Below are 15,546 nucleotides of genomic sequence, written 5' to 3'. Positions count from 1 at the left end.
CCGGCCGCGGACGGACAGATGAAGGATGAGAAAGGCCGGGAGCCCCGATGCAGGGCCTGAGTTGAGAGGGAACACGCTCCGCGTCTATCTTTACATCCTTCGGCACGGCCCTTGCGAGCTCAAGGACGTCCAGGGCGGGCTAGGTTTCTCGACCGCCTCGCTCGCTTCATATCATCTCGGCCGTCTCATCGACTGGGGGTACGCATCCCAGGACAGCTACGGCCGATACCTTGCGACGAAGGATGCGACTGGCCAGATCCTCGAAGGCTACGTCAAGGTGGGGACGGTGGTGGTGCCCCAGCTGCTCTTCATATCGGTGCTTTTCACCGTCTTGGTTTCGTACTTCTCGGTCATGGCTTACAGGTCTGCTTCCTACGTCCCACTGCTGGTCGCCTCCTCGGCCGCGCTCGTCGTAGTGGTGTGGTATGAGACGGCCAGGGTCTGGCGGAGACTGGCATCCTGGCGATAGCAGCCTCGATGAGACGGCCCGCATTCAGGGGCGTTGAAAGGAGCGCGACCGCGTGCTCCCGGTCCATTCAAGGGCCTAGCAATATCCGAGGACCTCCGGATGGAGGGGACAATGTCCGTAAGAAAACAGGCACTGAAATACACCGCGGCGGCGCTCGCCGTCGCTGCACTCATCATAGTCTCTTCGACATTCTTCCTTTCCCCAACCTCCGGTAACGGGGGCGCATCGCAGACCAACACTACAGGCGTGCAGGGCGGGACTCAGGCGAGTCTGATAATACAGCTCGCAGATCCGCCAGTGGTCCCCACCGGGACGACCTACCTTAACCTCACCTACTCGTCGGTCACCCTCCTTGTCTCCGAGCCAGCGTCACATGGCGGGCTGACGACAGTCTCAGTCTCGCCTCCTGGCGGGTCGGCGACAGTTGACCTCCTCGAGCTCGGGGCGTTGAACGTCTCACAGACAGTCGCGTCGACCAATCTCCCCAACGGGTCTCTCATCAAGTCATTCGCGTTCACCGTGACAAGCATCAGCATAGACGTCAACAGCACGACATCCCAGGTGACTTTGGCGACAGGCGGAAGCACCGTGACCGTGAACCTCGCAGAGCCGGCGCCCTTGGACGGGAACAGCGTCGCCCTCCTGCAGCTGAACCCGATCATTGTGAGCACGCCGACGGGCTACCAGATGTGGCCCTCGACCGTGGGAATCGTCAGAGCGGCGACAGGGAGCGACCTAAGCCATGACAAGACCGGCGACCAGCAGCATCTCACCTCTGAAGATGAGAGCCAGCTGCAGAGCGCCCAGGGCAACCTAACCGCCAACCTTTCGGCGTTCTCGGTATCGGGAAACACCACGACAATCTCGGTCAAAGTCAACAACATAGGAAACGCCTCTGTTGTCCTCAACGCGATAGGTTTCCATGGAAACTTCACGCGCGCCGGGACTTCCTGCACACCAAGCAGCAATGACAACAGCACCTCGCACTCCTCAGACGGAGGGGCGCCGGATTCGCCCGACTCGAACACAACGACGACCGCTACTTCCACAACTACTTCCGCAAAGACGAGTCAAGAACAGTCAAGCAGATGCGAAACGGAGACCCCCGACCAAGTCATCTTCGCCCCCGTCAACTCGACCGTCACCGGGACAGGTTGTGTCTCTCTGAAGATGCAGCTTGTCAGCGGGGACATCGGGGAGAGCGGGGCGGGCGGCCTGACCCTCGCTCCGGGTCAGTGCGTGGACCTCACCTTCACAGGCACCATCTCCTTCGGTCAGTCGGGACTGGTGCTGGTCCCGTCCACCCTAGCCCACCAGGTCTACACCATGCACATCATCGCATCTCTCGGCGCCAACGCACAGCTGTCCTGCAACCTACCGGTCACAGCGACCAGCTGCAGTGCCTCAAACCAAGCAGAAGACTGAGTGGCCGAGGCGTAGCCTCAGGCCACTGGTCCCCCTTTTTTTGCGAGAGTCTTCATCCGCTCACGTACAGACTGCCGCCCTGAATCTGCACCGAGTACTCCGGGAGAGGAGTCTGGGGCGGGCCGCCCAGCACTGCCCCGCTCGTCGGGCTGAAAGAGCCACCGTGACAGGGGCAGTAGATCTGCGAACCGGTGAAGTCCACGGTGCACCCGGCGTGGGTGCATAGTGCGCTGAAGGCACGCCACTGACCACCGTAGTCAACAAGTATCGAGAGACCCCGGGTGGGGTGGTTGAAGTACGCCGAAGCCTTCCCCGAGAGCGCCGAAAGCGGAGCCACTATGAAGTACCCTGCTGGCGCCTGCTGCCCGGTGGTGGCCTGGCCTCCTGTCGTCGCGCCTGGAGTGAGGACCGGGACGGGCTGCGACTGGCCGAGCTTCGCGACGGCTTCGAAGATGGCCACCGCTCCGAGAGCCCCGAAGAGGGCTGTGGTCACCATCCGCCGGAGGAGCTCCCGCCTATCCATCCGGCTTCGACCTGGCTGGGAGCAGCTTCCTGGCGTGGTAGCCGGCGTTGGCCAGGGCGGCGACCGCGACCGCGGCGAGGGATGCGAAAGCCAGCCGGGAGGGCAAAGTGGTGCTGGATGAGGCCGCGTGGAGTATCACCGCGGTGAAGAACGAGACGGCGAGGGCCCCATGAAGGAAGAAGGAGTCCCTGTTCCTCTCCAGGAACCCCACCCCCGTGGCCCAGAGGGCGAGCCCGAGGGCGACGGCCGCGTACCCCAGGTCCACCGGGAGGAGGTCCGGCGGGAGGAACAGGACGTAGATGTGGACCGCGATGAAAAGGGCTCCAAGCACGGACATGGAGACGTGCATCCACCTGAGCCGTAGCGCCCCTCCGACGGCCCTCACCAGCCTTGCCCTGAACATCACCATGGACGCGGACCCTCCAGTGAAGGCGAGCGCAGCGAAGCCGGCTGCTTCGCCAAGCCACAGCGGGCCGTTCAAAGGGTGGCCCCGCGGCTAGTGATCGCCGCCGCCCCCGCCGTCATCGCCACCGCTCTGGGTGGCCGGAGGTTGGGTCAGGAGGGTGCTGTTCGACGCGGTGGGCGGAGCGGCGCCCTGGGTGGAAGGGGAGCTCGTGGGAGAGGGGGCAGCTGTCAAGGGATGAATGAAGACCGCTCCAGCAAGGACGCACCCTATCGCGAGGAGGGCCATCACGGAGATCACGGAAAGTCTCTGCATGGAAAGGAGGCCGAGTCGGAAGCCACTTATTCCAACGCGTTTGAATCGCCGTTTCTTGACCTTTCAACCTGCTTGAAAGCTCGGTAGGCAATCCCCGGCCCTAGACCCGAGAGGGCCCCTCGCCTCTTGACGGCTGTGAGCCGGAATTGGAACGTAGGCGCCCTGGCCGGGACTTTCGTCGCCGAGATTTCGAACCCGGGTCGCTGCCGCTCTGCCGGCGATACGCCGGTGACAGGGCAGCATACTGACCTCTATACGACCAGGGCGCTCGAAAACGGGCCAGGCCCGAAGGTGGTTTTAAGCTTCATACCCGCTCGAAGAAGTCGTCTCCAGATCTCAGGGGCTGTGCGGCGTGCTTGTGGGTCGTCCCGCAGCGCTCCAGATGCCTCTTGTACTTCTTGGGGCTGATCAGCTTGCCGCACTTGGGGCAGACAGGCATGCGTGTTGATAGCCGTCCGCTCTACTTACGCGTTGCCATGCGGGAAAGCAATCCCGATTTATCCAGGGAGGAGGTGGGGGAGGGGTTGAGCAGCCTCCAAAGGTGCGGGTGGCCCTCGATGGACGTCCCAATCTACCGCGACTACCACGACAGGGAGTGGGGGGTTCCGGTCCACGACGACGCACTCATGTTCGAGTTCCTTGTCCTCGAAGGGGCCCAGGCGGGCCTCAACTGGTACATCATCCTGAAGAAACGGGAAGGCTACAGGAAGGCCTTCGACGGGTTCGATCCCGAAAAGGTGGCGCGCTACGGCAGCGGGAGGGTGAGCAGGCTGTTGGACGACCCAGGGATAGTGAGGAACAGGAGGAAGGTCGAGTCTGCGGTCAAGAATGCAAAGGCGTTTTTGCGGGTGCAGGAGGAGTTCGGTAGCTTCGACGACTACGTCTGGCGCTTCGTGGGCGGCAAGCCGAAGGTCAACAGGTGGCGTTCGCTGAAGGAGATACCTGCCGTCACCCCGGAGGCTACGGCGATGAGCAAAGATCTTGTCAGCCGCGGGTTCGGGTTCGCCGGCCCCACCATCTGCTACGCCCACATGCAGGCCACTGGGATGGTGAACGATCACCTGGTAGGGTGCTTCAGGCACAGGGAGCTAGCCGGGAGACTATAGGAAGTCAAGCCTTCTTAGCGCGGAAATCAACCGGCCCGACTCCGCCCTCCGCAGCTCGAGGAAGGGTCCCCTGGGGGAACCGCAGTCGAACCCTCTTTCGCGGAGTATCGCGTAGTAGGAAGGGATGGGGCTGGATCTTACCAGGTCCTTGAATTCCCTGACCCGGGCCTGTGCTTCGATCGCGCCCTGGTGGTCCCCCTTCGTCTCGGCTGCCACCATGGACTTCATGAGCTCCGGGAGCGCGTTAGCCCCTCCCGAGACCAAACCGTCGGCCCCAGACATCATCGCGAAAAGGCCATACTCTTCTGTACCGTTCATGACGACGAACCCTTCAGGGACCCTGTCCATCAGGTCCAGCAGCTGGAGCAGGTCACGACAGGAGTCTTTGACCCCCACTATAGTCTCAGCATCGGCAAGCGCGGCCACAGTCTCAGGGAGGAGGTTGTTCCCTGTGAACTGCGGGATGTTGTATGCGAGAAGCGGAAGGGTGACCGCCTTCGAAACGGCCTCGAAGTGCTTTGTCACCGCCAGCTCCCCAGGCCTGTAGTAGTACGGCGTAAGGCTGGCGACGGCGTAGGCCCCCGCCTTCTCTGCGTGCTTCGCGAGCAGTACGGTCGAAGGTGTGTCTGCGCACCCCACCTGCACCACCACCGGAACCCTGCCGGCGGCTCCAACGGCGGCTTCGGCGAGCGATTTCCTCTCGTCAACCCCCAGCATCGGCCCCAGCCCGGTGCTACCGCAGACATAGATGCCGTCTGCCCCCTTGGAGACCTGGAACCGGACCAGGTCAGCAGCCTTACCGGCGTCTGCCCTTCCCTTCCCGTCGAAGGGGGTGAGGAGGGCGGTGAACAGCCCTTTGACTTTCGGCGCTCGGCGAGGCAAGCCAGAGGGGCGCCGGGGCGGCCGACTTATCCTTTGATGGCCTGACCAGGGCCGAAAAACCTCTATAACCCTCGCCCGGATTCGAAGAGCCAAGGCATCATTTGAAATCGCGGGGAACCCCCACTCCTGGCCGCCACGCTACAGCTCTCGACCCCATCCGGCGGGAGGCGCGACAGTGGTAGAGCCGTATCTGGTTCCCAATTCCCTCCTTAACCTCGTCAGCGGCGCGGTCGCATTGGGAGTGAGCTACTACGCCTTCAGGTACAGGAGGGTGACGGGGTCTGGCTTCCTCAGGTACCTGAGCGTTGGCTTCATGCTCCTGGGGGTTGGTCTCCTTGCCCAGGCGTCGCTCTACCTCTTCGCCGCGTTCAACCTCGCCAGGGTCACCGACAGGATTGCTCTCATCTACAGCGCCACCGCCCTGTATCTCGTTCTTCAGTCGGCCGCCTATCTCATCATCGCCGCAGGCTACACCGTCCGCGTCCAGAAGGGGGTGCCGATGGACCGGGCGGAGGCCCTGGCGCCTCTGGCGGCGGTAGGCCCGGTGATGCCCCTGCTGTTCCGCACCTTGATCCTCGACACAGGCGAGCTTGTGATACTCGTTCTGGTTTCGTTCATCGCATTCCAGGGGGTGATGGCATACTCCGAGCAGAGGAACAGGTTCTCGCTCATCGTCCTCCTCGCGTTCGCCCTCATTGCCCTTTCCCACCTGGGTGAACTTACCGGAAGCATCCTCACTTCGGGTTTCCTTTACGTCATCGGGGGGACTACGAACCTCGCGGGTTTCGTCCTTCTTCTGATCTTCGTCATCTGGAGTGGAAGAGTTGGTTCAAGCTGAGAAGCAGAGGAGCACCATCAAGATTTACTTCGACATCTTGACGGTGACCGAGGAGGAGGGAGAGGCCAAGACGACCAGGATACTCCAGAAAGCAAATCTCCCCCATGACCGCCTGATGAAACACGTTGCCGAGCTCCAGAAGAGGGGCCTCCTGAGCGAGCATGAAGACGGAGGGAGCAGATACTACAGGGTGACCTCGAAGGGGCTGGAGTTCGTGAGGGAAGTGAGGCGCGCCCAGAGCTTTCTTTCGGCCTTCGGGGTCGCCATCTGACTGGTGGCTCTGGAACGGATGAACGCACCGTTCATACGCAACGTTCTCTTCAGATAAATAGGCCGCCACAGCCTCTGGAGTGTTGGACCGCTTCCGACGGGCTATCGGGGTCCTTTGAAGGATTCTGTCGTCATTTTCGGCGGCGATGGATACATAGGTTGGCCGCTCGCGTTGCACCTCGCTTGGCGGAGCGAGAGGGACGTGGTAATCGTCGACAACCTCGTCACGCGAAGGCTGGTGCAGTCCGTCGGGTCTGATTCGCTTGTCCCCATAGAGAGCCCGGAGACGAGGATTTCGACCTACGAGAAGGCGTCCGGCAAGCAGAACCTCGCCTTCGTCCGGGCCGACGCCAGGAACCCTAGCGAGGTCGACTGGGTCATTTCGAGATACCGCCCCGGAACCGTGGTCCACCTCGCCCAGCAGAGGAGTGCGCCGTTCAGCATGATTGACCAAGAGCACGCCCTCTACACAGAGCTCAGCAACGTGGCCACGAACCTGAACATCGTCTTCTCGATGACCAGGCACACCCCCGGCTCCCACCTGCTGAAGATGGGGACCATGGGCGAGTACGGGACCCCCAATGTGGAGATCACGGAGGGCCCGGTCGAGATACGCAGGGGCGGGAGGAAGCACAAAGCTATGTTCCCCAGGACGGGCCAGAGCTGGTACCACCTGAGCAAAGTCTTCGACACGTTCAACGTGATGCTGGCGAACAAGATCCACGGCCTGAAGGCTACCGACGTCATGCAGGGGGTGGTCTACGGGTGCAGGACGGGCGAGGTCGTCGACGGGCGGCTGGCCACCAGATTTGACCTCGACTCCGTGTGGGGGACAGTGGTCAACAAGTACGTCGCCCAGGCCGTGGTCTACAACAAGCTCCTGATCTACGGGAGAGGGAAGATGACGAGAGGGTATCTCTCCCTCTACGACAGCATAAAATGCCTGACCCTGTTGCTCGACAACCCGCCCCGCGAAGGAGAATACCGAGTCGTCAACCAGATAGACGAGACGTTCGACACCCTGCAGCTGGCGGAGAAGGTCAGACGCATCGCAGACGAGTTCGGCCTGGACGTCGGCTTCGAGAAGGTCAGGAACCCAAGGGTGGAGAGCGAGGAACATTACTATAGGGTCCAGCACAAGGTCCTTCCTTCGCTTGGGTTCGCCCGGACGAAGACCATGGACGAAGTCCTGCGCGAGGTCTTCGAGGTGGTGATAGAGCACAAGTCGCGGGCGATGCGGATGAAGGCACTCCTCGCTCCTTCGGTCCCCTGGGGCGGACGCAAGAGCGTAGCCTCGGACGTGTTCCAGCTTCCCCGCGATCTCACCGGGTGGCCCTCTGCCATGGAGCTGATGGAACTGGCTCAAGACCAGCCCGCCAAGGTATCCCGGTAAGTCTTGGATACGTCTTCGAGCCTTCGGGCCCCCAGTGAGCCCAGCCACGACCTGGAGTGCCTTCTCCTCTCTCCCACCGACCCTCTGACCGGCGGCCTGAGGTCAGGGCCCCTGAGGAGGCTCAGGCATCCGCCTCCGGGGGTGAAGTACACTCTGGCGACCGACCGCTTCCGGTATCCCGCGAGGGCGGCGAACTACGAGTTCAACCCCGTCAACGTCGCCCTAGTGGCGGCGAGGTTCGCCTTGGAGCACCTTGCCCCCCTGGACCAGAAGGGGAAGGCACTGGTGCACTCCTTCTTCTGGGACGTCAGGAAGTTCGAGCGCCGCTGGGTCCACGAAAGCGACCAGTCGTTCGGCCAATTCCTTTCGGGTTACAACAACGTCAAGGGGTTCGTGAGGAGGTCGACGACCGAGGGGTTCTCGTCGTACCTGAACTCGCGCTGGTGCGCGGGGGTCGTGACGTGGTCTGACTGGGCTAGGAAGGGGTTCGTCGAGGATGGAGTGGACCACTCAAAGGTCTTCGTCATCCCCCCTCCGTTCGAGACCGTCGACGCGAAGAAGGAACATCGGGGGTGCAATGTCCTCTACATCGGAAGGGATTTCCGACGGAAAGGAGGGGACGCCGCCCTCAGGGCGTTCAGGTCCCTCAAGGAAGATGGAACCAGGCTGGTGTTCGTGGGCCCCGTCGGGACTCCGGCGGCGAGGCTGGAGGTGAAGTCCGACAGGAGGATCGCCCAGATTGACGGCTCGTCGGGGAAGAGTCTGACAGAATGCGTTTGGCCGACGACCGATGTGCTCCTCCTCCCGACCAGGGCTGACGCCTTCGCCATCACGGTGGTCGACGCCATGAGGAGGGGGATACCTGTGGTCTCCACCAAGATCCCGGCGGTGGCGGAGGCGGTCCAGGATGGTGTTTCGGGGCTTCTGTCTGAGGTCGGAGACGAGGAAGGGCTAAGGGAGAACCTGAAGAAGCTCGTGGAGGACCCCGAGTTGAGGCGCAGGCTGGGAGAGGGCGGGCGGAGGAGGGCGATGGAGCTGTTCTCCCCCGAGAAGGTCGGCCGGTCGCTCATGAAGGTGTACGGCCTTGCCCGCTAGGAGCCTGGCCGCAGCTTGACCGCCCCCGGGAGGAGCACATACCTGAGGCCGGGGTTCGCACTTGCGCTGGCCCTCAGGCTCCTCACGTCGTCTCTGGCCATAGTGGTCCCGCTTTACGCGACGTCGGTCCTTGGGGCCGCGGCTGCCGAAGCCGGGGCGTTCGTCGTACTCCTGTGGGTGGGCAACGCTGCAGGCGTGATGACGGCCACCGTGTTGATCAGAGACCAGTCAACCTCGTCGGTCGCTGGGTTCGTGCTCCTGGGGGCGTCGGCGGCGGTCCTGGCATCGGGAACGCACTACGTGCCGTTCTGGCTGGAAGCACTCGGCTCGGGGGTCGGGATGGGACTCCCCCAGCCGTTCCTCTCCGCGTTCATGCACCTGGAGTCGAGGCCTGAGAAGCCTTTCAGGGGGATCGGACTCTATTCCACTGCCCTGGGGGTGGGCCTGGTCCTCGGCCCCCTCTTGGCCTACGGAGCGCTGGAGCTCTTCGGGTTCGATGGTGTGTTCGGAGCCCTCGCTCTGGTCTGCGTCCTGGGCGCCGTCGGCGCAATCATGGGAGCGTCGAGCTTAGAAGGGAGGCCGCGGCCTCCGGCACCCTCCCCGGCCAGGTGGGGGGCTGCGTTCCGCAAGCCTGGGTTCCGGCGCGCGTTCACGGTCAACTTCTTCTATGCCCTCCTACTTCCGGTCTTCCTCTCGTACGGCGCAATCTCCGCCGAGGCCAGGTTCGGCTTCTCAGCTGAGGACGCACTGTTGCTGTTCGCCGCGGTCTTCCTTGTCTCCACCGGGTTGCGTATCCTGGCGACCAGTTCCCGCGTGGGCTTGAGTAAGCTGCTACTCGCTTCCACGGGCCTGCTGCTGGCATCGACCCTTTGTCTGGGCCTGGCTTCAGCCTGGCCCCTCTTCGTCTTCGGCATGGTTCTCTTCAGCCTCCCACATGCCATGGTCTATCCTATCTCAAGCTACTTCGCCTTTAGCTCGGTGAATGAGGCCGATGTGGTCAACGCCAGCTACGCGTTCCAGGCCTCCTCGGGCGTCGCAGAACTCCTGGCGCCCGCCGCCGCCGTCCTCCTGATACCATCGGTCGGAGTCCAGGGGGTCTTCCTCCTAGGAGCCGCACTCGCCGCGACCGCGTTCGTAGTTTCGGCAACCAAGCCCAGGTAACGTCGTTCCCGTGGACCCGCTCTCGGTCTAGGATGATGGTCGGCGCAGTGGAGGATGCATCAGCTGGCCGCGCCGTCCCCACCCACGCCGGGCTTCACGGGTCCGGATGACGTCCGTTCGCTGCGTGGCGCGCTCCTTCACCATGACCCTCACGTCGACGGCCAGCACGCCGTGGGGATAAACGAAGAGAGGGTTGACGTCGACGGAGTCGATGTCAGGGTGGTCCGCCATGATGTCCCCCACCGCGACGATTGCCTTCGCGGCCGCCCTTGCGTCGAGGGGCTTAGACCCCCTGAACCCCTCCATGAGCTTGGATGACTTCGTCTGTTTCATCATCTCGAAGGCTTCGTCCTTGGAAAGCGGGGCGAGTCTGAATGAGACGTCCCTGAAGAGCTCGACGTAGACGCCCCCGAGGCCGAACATGACCGCAGGCCCGAACTGCGGGTCCCTGCTCCCGCCGACCACGAACTCGTTCCCCCTGGGCGCCATCTTCTGGACGAGGACCCCTGAGACCGCCGCTCGTGGCTTCGCGGCCCTGACGTTGCGCAGTATCTCCCTGTATGCAGAACGCGCGTCCTTCAGAGAAGTGACCCCGGCCACGACCCCCCCGACGTCAGACTTGTGGAGGACATCCTTGGATGCGATCTTCAGCACGAGGGGGAACCCCAACTTCCTCGCCAGGGGAGCCAGCTCTCCTTCGGTCCGGGCCAGCCCCGAGGGGGCGACCCTCAGCCCGTAAGACCTAGCGACCAGGTCCGCCTCATGCTCCAGAAGAGACGCCCTCCCTGAGTCCAGCACTGAACGGAGAAGCCTGGATATCCTGGCCTTCCTCTGGTCTGTCGCCGTCAACTGCTCCCCTTCCCGAACGACTCCAGCTGCCTGTGGCGCGTCATCAGCGCGTTCATCGCGTCCACGGCTCGCTCGGCAGTAAGGTACGCCGCGAACCTCCGTTCGAGCATCTTCGCGTAGGCCATCTGGGACATGTGCCCGCCGATGAAGGCGGCCGTGATCGGTTTGTCAACTCCCTCTTTGTCTCTCGCGTCCACGATGGCTCGCGCCACCAAGCCAGGGTCGATGTTCGCCGTCTGGCAGAAGAGGGCTATGACTGCGTCGACCTCCCTCTGCCTCATGACCAGCCTGAGGACCTCGCCGTAGAGCAGGTCGTCAGCGTTGGCCGTGAGGTCTATCGGGTTCTTGACCGACCCGAAGCTCGGAGTCACAGCCTGTATCTGTTTCGTAAGGTCGCCGGGGAGGTCCATCAGCTTCAGGCCGAGCATTTCGCACCTGTCCGTAGAGAGCACCCCCAGCCCCCCGCCGTTTGTGACCACGACTACGTTCTCCCCTCGGGGGACCGGGTTCTCGTTCAGGGCCTGGATCCAGTCAAAGGCCTGGGTCATCCCCTCGGCCCTCATAACCCCCGCCTGCTGGAACGCCGCCGCGAAGATGGCGTCCTGCCCGGCGATGGACCCCGTGTGAGACGACGCGGCCTGGGCCCCCCTGGCGGACCGGCCCGCCTTTATCACCACTATCGGCTTCCGCCTCACCGCCCTCTTGGACGCCTCGAAGAACCGCCTCCCGTCCTTCAGCCCTTCCATGTAGATCAGGATGGAACTGGTGGAGGGGTCGTCGGCGAAATATTCTACCAAGTCGGCGTCGTCCACGTCGGCCTTGTTCCCTATGCTGACTATGGCGGACACCCCGTACTTCTCCTCGGTGGTCCAGTCCATCAGGGCGAGCCCCAGCGCCCCGGACTGGGTGATGAAAGCCGTCTTCCCCTCGAGGACCTTCGTCGGACCGAAGGTCGCGTTCAAACTGCTTCGTGCGCAGTAGAGCCCGAAGGTGTTCGGCCCGATGATCCTCATCGTCCCCTTGGCCATGGAGACCAGTCTGTCTTCGGAGCCCCTGTCACCCACTTCGGAGAACCCCGAGGTTATGATTATGGCACCCTTCACCTTCTTCCTTACGCAGTCTCCGACAACCCCCTCCACCAGCTTCGCGGGGACGGCTATCAGGGCCAGGTCGACGTCCGACGGGATGTCAGCGAGCGTCCCGTAGCAGGGAATGTCGAGGACGGATCCGTAGTTGGGGTTGACCGGGAAGACGCTTCCCTTGTATCCTGACAGTTTGATGTTGCGCAGAATCTCGTGCCCGATCTTCCCCGGGGTCCTGGAAGCACCGATTACCGCCACGCTCCTGGGAGCGAAGAACGGCGCGACGTCTCTGCGCAAGGCGACCGTGGGATGCTCTCGGCACCCCCATACTATATTGGTTCCCTAATGCGGAAGGTGGAGACTCGTTTTCATCTTCTCGACCCTCTCACCAGAGTATCTTGGACTGGCATAGTGGAGACTCACGAGGCCCGTGACGCCGGCGTTGGAGCCTACAGACCGCGCTCGCAGACTCGCTCTACACCAAAAGGGCCGCCGGCGGCAGCGCCGTCCGCCATTGGCTGACGACGATCAGGCGAACCGCTGCGGGGCGATTCCATGATATGGATTACGCAAAGGGACGAATGCGATGTTCATCCTTGGCCGAGGGCCAAGGATGGCTCACGCCCCGGCCGGTTTTACGTCAGTCTTCTGACCAGCTGGGGCGCTCTCGGGGGACTCGCTCCCCACAAACTGGGTTCCGAGGGCGGCCATCTGCTCTATCTCTGTCGTCCTGTACCCTGACATCACGGACCAGTAGTAGAAAACCAGGCCTATGATTATGACGACCACGAAGTCTACAGGGAAGTCGAGGACCCCGATTTCCCCGTAGTCAGTATCGCCCAGATAGGACAGGACGACAAGCGTCACGATGTGAACCGGAGCCCAGGCTCCGGCTTTCAGAGCCTGCCCTGTGAAGATGTTGGCCACGTCCTTTCTGTCGACTGCTGCCAGAATCCAATAGACGACGAGGCCCAGGAATATCGCGTCAGCTCCCGCCTGTGGTGCCGGCCGGAACCCCGGAAGACCCTTGGCTCAAATTTTTTTGTAGATGCCCTCGCTATAACCTTCTGTGGCGGCCGCGTTCGCTAACTAGTGTTAGCTATTATAAATTAATATATATGGATATGATGAGCGAGCTGGGATGGAGAAGCAGAGCGCGTCTGTCCAACGGATGCTCGAGCTCAAAATCTGCCAGCCATCGGACATCATACGGGCCAGGGCCGAAGCTGAGAAGCTGGCAGCTCCGGAGTCTGCGGCGAAGCTCCGCCGTGCAGAGAAGCTCTTCGGCGCGATGGGAGAGTCAAGTCGGATGAAGATCCTGCTGCTCCTCTCAAAGGGGGAGATGTGCGTCTGCGAGCTCGAATCCGCTCTCGAGATGCCCCAGCCCACCGTGTCGCATAACCTGGGCGTGCTGGAACAGGCAGGCCTGCTGAAGAGGAGCAAGAAGGGAAGGTGGGCCTTCTACGAGGCGACCGACTCCCCAGCGCTGGAGCTCCTTAGAAACCTCACTTCGTAGGAGGATGGCCGTCTCGAGCGATAAGCCCCAAGGCCGCTTGTCTTTCATAAACAGGCTCTTGACTCTGTGGATCTTCCTGGCCATGGCCGCGGGCCTGGGAGCAGGAGATGCATTCCCTGGCCTGTCGGCAGCGCTGAGTTCTCTCAGCGTCGGAACGACCTCGATTCCGATAGCCATAGGTCTGATCTGGATGATGTATCCTCCTTTGGCCCGTGTCAGGTATGAGGACTTGGGAAAGGTGATGAGCGAGAAGGGGTCCAAGAAGATGCTTTCCGCTTCGCTGGTCCTGAACTGGGTGGTGGGGCCGCTGCTGATGTTCGCCCTGGCATGGGTGTTTCTGGCAGGCTATCCCGACCTGAGGAACGGGCTGATCATCATCGGAATTGCGAGGTGCATCGCAATGGTGATGGTCTGGAACGGGCTCGCCCAAGGAGATGGCGAGTGGGCCGCGATACTGGTGGCTCTGAACTCGGTCTTCCAGATAGTCTTCTACAGCGTTCTCGCCTATTTCTACGTCACGCTCGCCAGCACTTGGATCGCGGGGCAAGGCACCGTTGTGAACGTCTCACTTCTCTCTGTGGCCCAGTCTGTCCTAGTCTACCTCGGCATCCCGTTCTTCGGGGGGATGGCAACGAGGTTCTACTTCCTGAAGCGGAGAGGGAGAGAGTGGTATGAGGAGACCCTGATCCCCAAGCTGGCCCCGACGTCGCTCATCGCCCTGCTGTTCACCATCGTCGTCATGTTCTCACTCGAAGGGGCGGACATAGTCAGCATCCCCTACGACGTAGTCCTCGTCGCAGTCCCCCTGCTGACCTACTTCGTCATAATGTTCTTCGCGTCGTTTGCCCTGGGCGTCTACTCGAAGCTGGACTATCCCAGGACCACGACCCTGGCTTTCACGGCGGCCAGCAACAACTTCGAACTGGCGATAGCGGTCGCCGTTTCGGTCTTCGGGCTTGCTTCTCAGGAGGCCCTCGCGGCTGTGATAGGGCCGCTGATCGAGGTGCCTGTGATGATCAGTTTGGTCAACGTAGCCTTCTGGCTCCAGAAGAGGTTTTTCCACGCCACGTCCCCCGCTGAGAGGTTCCCCCGTCTCGGGGCGAACGGGATCTGGGAGGCAGGGCCAGGGATGGAGGTCGCATAGGTGGCAGGTAGAACAGTCGACGGTTCCAGACGAACCCGTGTGCTCTTCGTCTGTGTGGAGAACGCAGGCAGGAGCCAGATGGCGGAGGCCTTCGCCGCGAGGATGGGGCTCGCGGCGATGAGCGCAGGGACGGTACCAGCTGGTTCGATCAACCCGACCGTGGTGGAGGCCATGTCAGAGAAGGGGTTCGACCTCTCTCTCAAGGTACCGAAGATGCTCACCATGGAGATGATCGACAAGGCGGACATCGTCATGACCATGGGGTGCTCTGTGGAGAAGGTGTGTCCGAGGCCGATGCTGAACAGGATGCAAAAGAAGGTCGTCGACTGGGACCTCGAGGATCCGAAGGGGAAGCTCCTCCCCGAGGTGAGGAAGATCAGGGACGAGATCGAGAAGAGGGTAAAGGACCTAGCGAGGGCCGAAAAGCTGGCGCCCTAGCGTCGGCTTTGGCTCGGCTCATCTGAAGGGGCGGCGCACAATACGAGTCGGACGGAGGACGGCCCCATAGCCGGGCCTGCGACCGTAAGGATGTGGGACAGGCCCCTAGACCGAGAGTCGGCCTGCCGGTACCTTATGGTCCCGAAGGGTGTTTAAGTATGGTGAGGCCCGGGCGGGCCAACTGCTATGAAGTGGGTGACTCGGTCAAACGCCCATGTAGACAGGATAGCCTGTCCCTGGCTGATAAGGAAGTTCGTCGACTCGCAAGCGGAGTTTCTCTTCGTGCCCGCGTCGATGGTCAAGGAGGTCGCGAAGGCGGAGAACGCCACTCCTTTTGACGCGCCGGACATCGAACTGACGCACTACAAAGAGGACGGGGAGGAGCGGTGCAGCTTCGACGCGATCGTCAAGAAATACGGCCTCAAGGACCCGGCGCTGCTCAAGATGGCCAAGATAGTCAGGGGGGCCGACACTAAGACCCCCGAAGTGCCGCCGGAGTCAGCGGGGCTGAAGGCGGTCGCTGAGGGCTTCCAGGTCCTAGCTAGGAACGACCACGAGAAGATGGAGAGGGAGTTCCCTACCTACGACGCTCTCTACGCTTTCTGCAAGCTGACGGTCCAGAAGCCATGACAGCGGC

Annotated in this window: 19 protein-coding genes and 1 tRNA gene; 12 read left to right on the top strand and 8 right to left on the bottom strand. The window is 62.3% G+C overall.

What is annotated here, in order from left to right:
- Positions 1-25: 25 nt before the first annotated feature.
- Together JRN21_02160 and JRN21_02155 are read left to right on the top strand one after the other, a co-directional pair.
- Positions 26-469, top strand: coding sequence for a hypothetical protein (locus JRN21_02160; GenBank protein MDG6988109.1), 444 nt, complete (start codon positions 26-28; stop codon positions 467-469).
- A 111-nt stretch (positions 470-580) separates the two neighbouring features.
- Entirely contained in the window at positions 581-1,894 is a 1,314-nt protein-coding gene (locus JRN21_02155) for a hypothetical protein (protein ID MDG6988108.1), read from the top strand.
- Between the two features lie 52 nt (positions 1,895-1,946).
- On the opposite strand, the gene JRN21_02150 is transcribed toward JRN21_02155, so the two are convergent.
- From JRN21_02150 to JRN21_02135, 4 genes are all read right to left on the bottom strand, one after another.
- Positions 1,947-2,390, bottom strand: a complete 444-nt coding sequence (locus JRN21_02150; protein MDG6988107.1) for a Rieske (2Fe-2S) protein — start codon at positions 2,388-2,390, stop codon at positions 1,947-1,949.
- Between the two features lie 19 nt (positions 2,391-2,409).
- On the bottom strand, positions 2,410-2,898 hold the full coding sequence (locus JRN21_02145) for a hypothetical protein (GenBank protein ID MDG6988106.1): 489 nt from the start codon (positions 2,896-2,898) through the stop codon (positions 2,410-2,412).
- Positions 2,899-2,913: 15 nt separating this feature from the next.
- A complete protein-coding gene (locus tag JRN21_02140) occupies positions 2,914-3,135 on the bottom strand; it encodes a hypothetical protein (GenBank protein ID MDG6988105.1) in 222 nt (73 codons plus the stop codon).
- A gap of 158 nt (positions 3,136-3,293) precedes the next feature.
- A tRNA-Asp gene (locus JRN21_02135) sits at positions 3,294-3,401 on the bottom strand.
- Between the two features lie 210 nt (positions 3,402-3,611).
- On the opposite strand from JRN21_02135, the gene JRN21_02130 reads away from it, so the two are divergent.
- Positions 3,612-4,241, top strand: a complete 630-nt coding sequence (locus JRN21_02130) for a DNA-3-methyladenine glycosylase I (protein ID MDG6988104.1) — start codon at positions 3,612-3,614, stop codon at positions 4,239-4,241.
- Here JRN21_02130 and JRN21_02125 read toward each other — a convergent pair.
- Positions 4,236-5,123 (bottom strand): dihydrodipicolinate synthase family protein, encoded by an 888-nt coding sequence (locus tag JRN21_02125; GenBank protein ID MDG6988103.1) that lies wholly within the window; start codon positions 5,121-5,123, stop codon positions 4,236-4,238. The two genes, JRN21_02130 and JRN21_02125, sit on opposite strands and share 6 nt — an antisense overlap.
- 175 nt (positions 5,124-5,298) lie before the next feature.
- Between JRN21_02125 and JRN21_02120 the strand changes: the two genes are divergently transcribed.
- The 5 genes from JRN21_02120 (at position 5,299) to JRN21_02100 (ending at position 9,880) form a co-directional block, all read left to right on the top strand.
- Complete coding sequence (locus tag JRN21_02120; protein ID MDG6988102.1) at positions 5,299-5,961, top strand: hypothetical protein; 663 nt, start codon at positions 5,299-5,301, stop codon at positions 5,959-5,961.
- On the top strand, positions 5,948-6,232 hold the full coding sequence (locus JRN21_02115) for a winged helix DNA-binding protein (protein MDG6988101.1): 285 nt from the start codon (positions 5,948-5,950) through the stop codon (positions 6,230-6,232). Before JRN21_02120 ends, JRN21_02115 begins: the two co-directional genes overlap by 14 nt.
- A 114-nt stretch (positions 6,233-6,346) precedes the next feature.
- Complete coding sequence (locus JRN21_02110) at positions 6,347-7,624, top strand: NAD-dependent epimerase/dehydratase family protein (protein ID MDG6988100.1); 1,278 nt, start codon at positions 6,347-6,349, stop codon at positions 7,622-7,624.
- A gap of 3 nt (positions 7,625-7,627) precedes the next feature.
- Positions 7,628-8,719: a glycosyltransferase family 4 protein gene (locus JRN21_02105; GenBank protein MDG6988099.1), complete on the top strand. Its 1,092-nt coding sequence runs from the start codon at positions 7,628-7,630 to the stop codon at positions 8,717-8,719.
- Between the two features lie 15 nt (positions 8,720-8,734).
- Complete coding sequence (locus JRN21_02100) at positions 8,735-9,880, top strand: MFS transporter (protein MDG6988098.1); 1,146 nt, start codon at positions 8,735-8,737, stop codon at positions 9,878-9,880.
- A 27-nt stretch (positions 9,881-9,907) separates the two neighbouring features.
- Here JRN21_02100 and JRN21_02095 read toward each other — a convergent pair whose 3' ends face one another.
- The 3 genes from JRN21_02095 to JRN21_02085 form a co-directional block, all read right to left on the bottom strand.
- Positions 9,908-10,699, bottom strand: coding sequence for an acetate--CoA ligase family protein (locus tag JRN21_02095; GenBank protein MDG6988097.1), 792 nt, complete (start codon positions 10,697-10,699; stop codon positions 9,908-9,910).
- 26 nt (positions 10,700-10,725) lie between these two features.
- Complete coding sequence (locus JRN21_02090; GenBank protein ID MDG6988096.1) at positions 10,726-12,108, bottom strand: CoA-binding protein; 1,383 nt, start codon at positions 12,106-12,108, stop codon at positions 10,726-10,728.
- 321 nt (positions 12,109-12,429) lie between these two features.
- Positions 12,430-12,738: a hypothetical protein gene (locus tag JRN21_02085; protein MDG6988095.1), complete on the bottom strand. Its 309-nt coding sequence runs from the start codon at positions 12,736-12,738 to the stop codon at positions 12,430-12,432.
- 214 nt (positions 12,739-12,952) lie between these two features.
- Here JRN21_02085 and JRN21_02080 point away from each other — a divergent pair, with 214 nt between their 5' ends.
- The 4 genes from JRN21_02080 to JRN21_02065 all read left to right on the top strand — a co-directional run bounded on the left by JRN21_02080 (position 12,953) and on the right by JRN21_02065 (position 15,539).
- A complete protein-coding gene (locus JRN21_02080; protein MDG6988094.1) occupies positions 12,953-13,327 on the top strand; it encodes a helix-turn-helix transcriptional regulator in 375 nt (124 codons plus the stop codon).
- Positions 13,328-13,331: 4 nt separating this feature from the next.
- Positions 13,332-14,471 (top strand): ACR3 family arsenite efflux transporter, encoded by a 1,140-nt coding sequence (arsB, locus tag JRN21_02075; protein ID MDG6988093.1) that lies wholly within the window; start codon positions 13,332-13,334, stop codon positions 14,469-14,471.
- A 78-nt stretch (positions 14,472-14,549) separates the two neighbouring features.
- Positions 14,550-14,909, top strand: a complete 360-nt coding sequence (locus JRN21_02070) for an arsenate reductase ArsC (GenBank protein ID MDG6988092.1) — start codon at positions 14,550-14,552, stop codon at positions 14,907-14,909.
- 186 nt (positions 14,910-15,095) lie between these two features.
- Complete coding sequence (locus tag JRN21_02065; protein ID MDG6988091.1) at positions 15,096-15,539, top strand: chromate resistance protein; 444 nt, start codon at positions 15,096-15,098, stop codon at positions 15,537-15,539.
- The last annotated feature ends 7 nt before the right edge of the window (positions 15,540-15,546 follow it).

The organism is Nitrososphaerota archaeon (genome assembly GCA_029785825.1).
Lineage (GTDB): Archaea > Thermoproteota > Nitrososphaeria > Nitrososphaerales > Gagatemarchaeaceae > UBA183.
The sequence above is the reverse complement of the archived record's forward strand: the minus strand, read 5'-3'. Positions and strand labels throughout refer to the sequence as shown.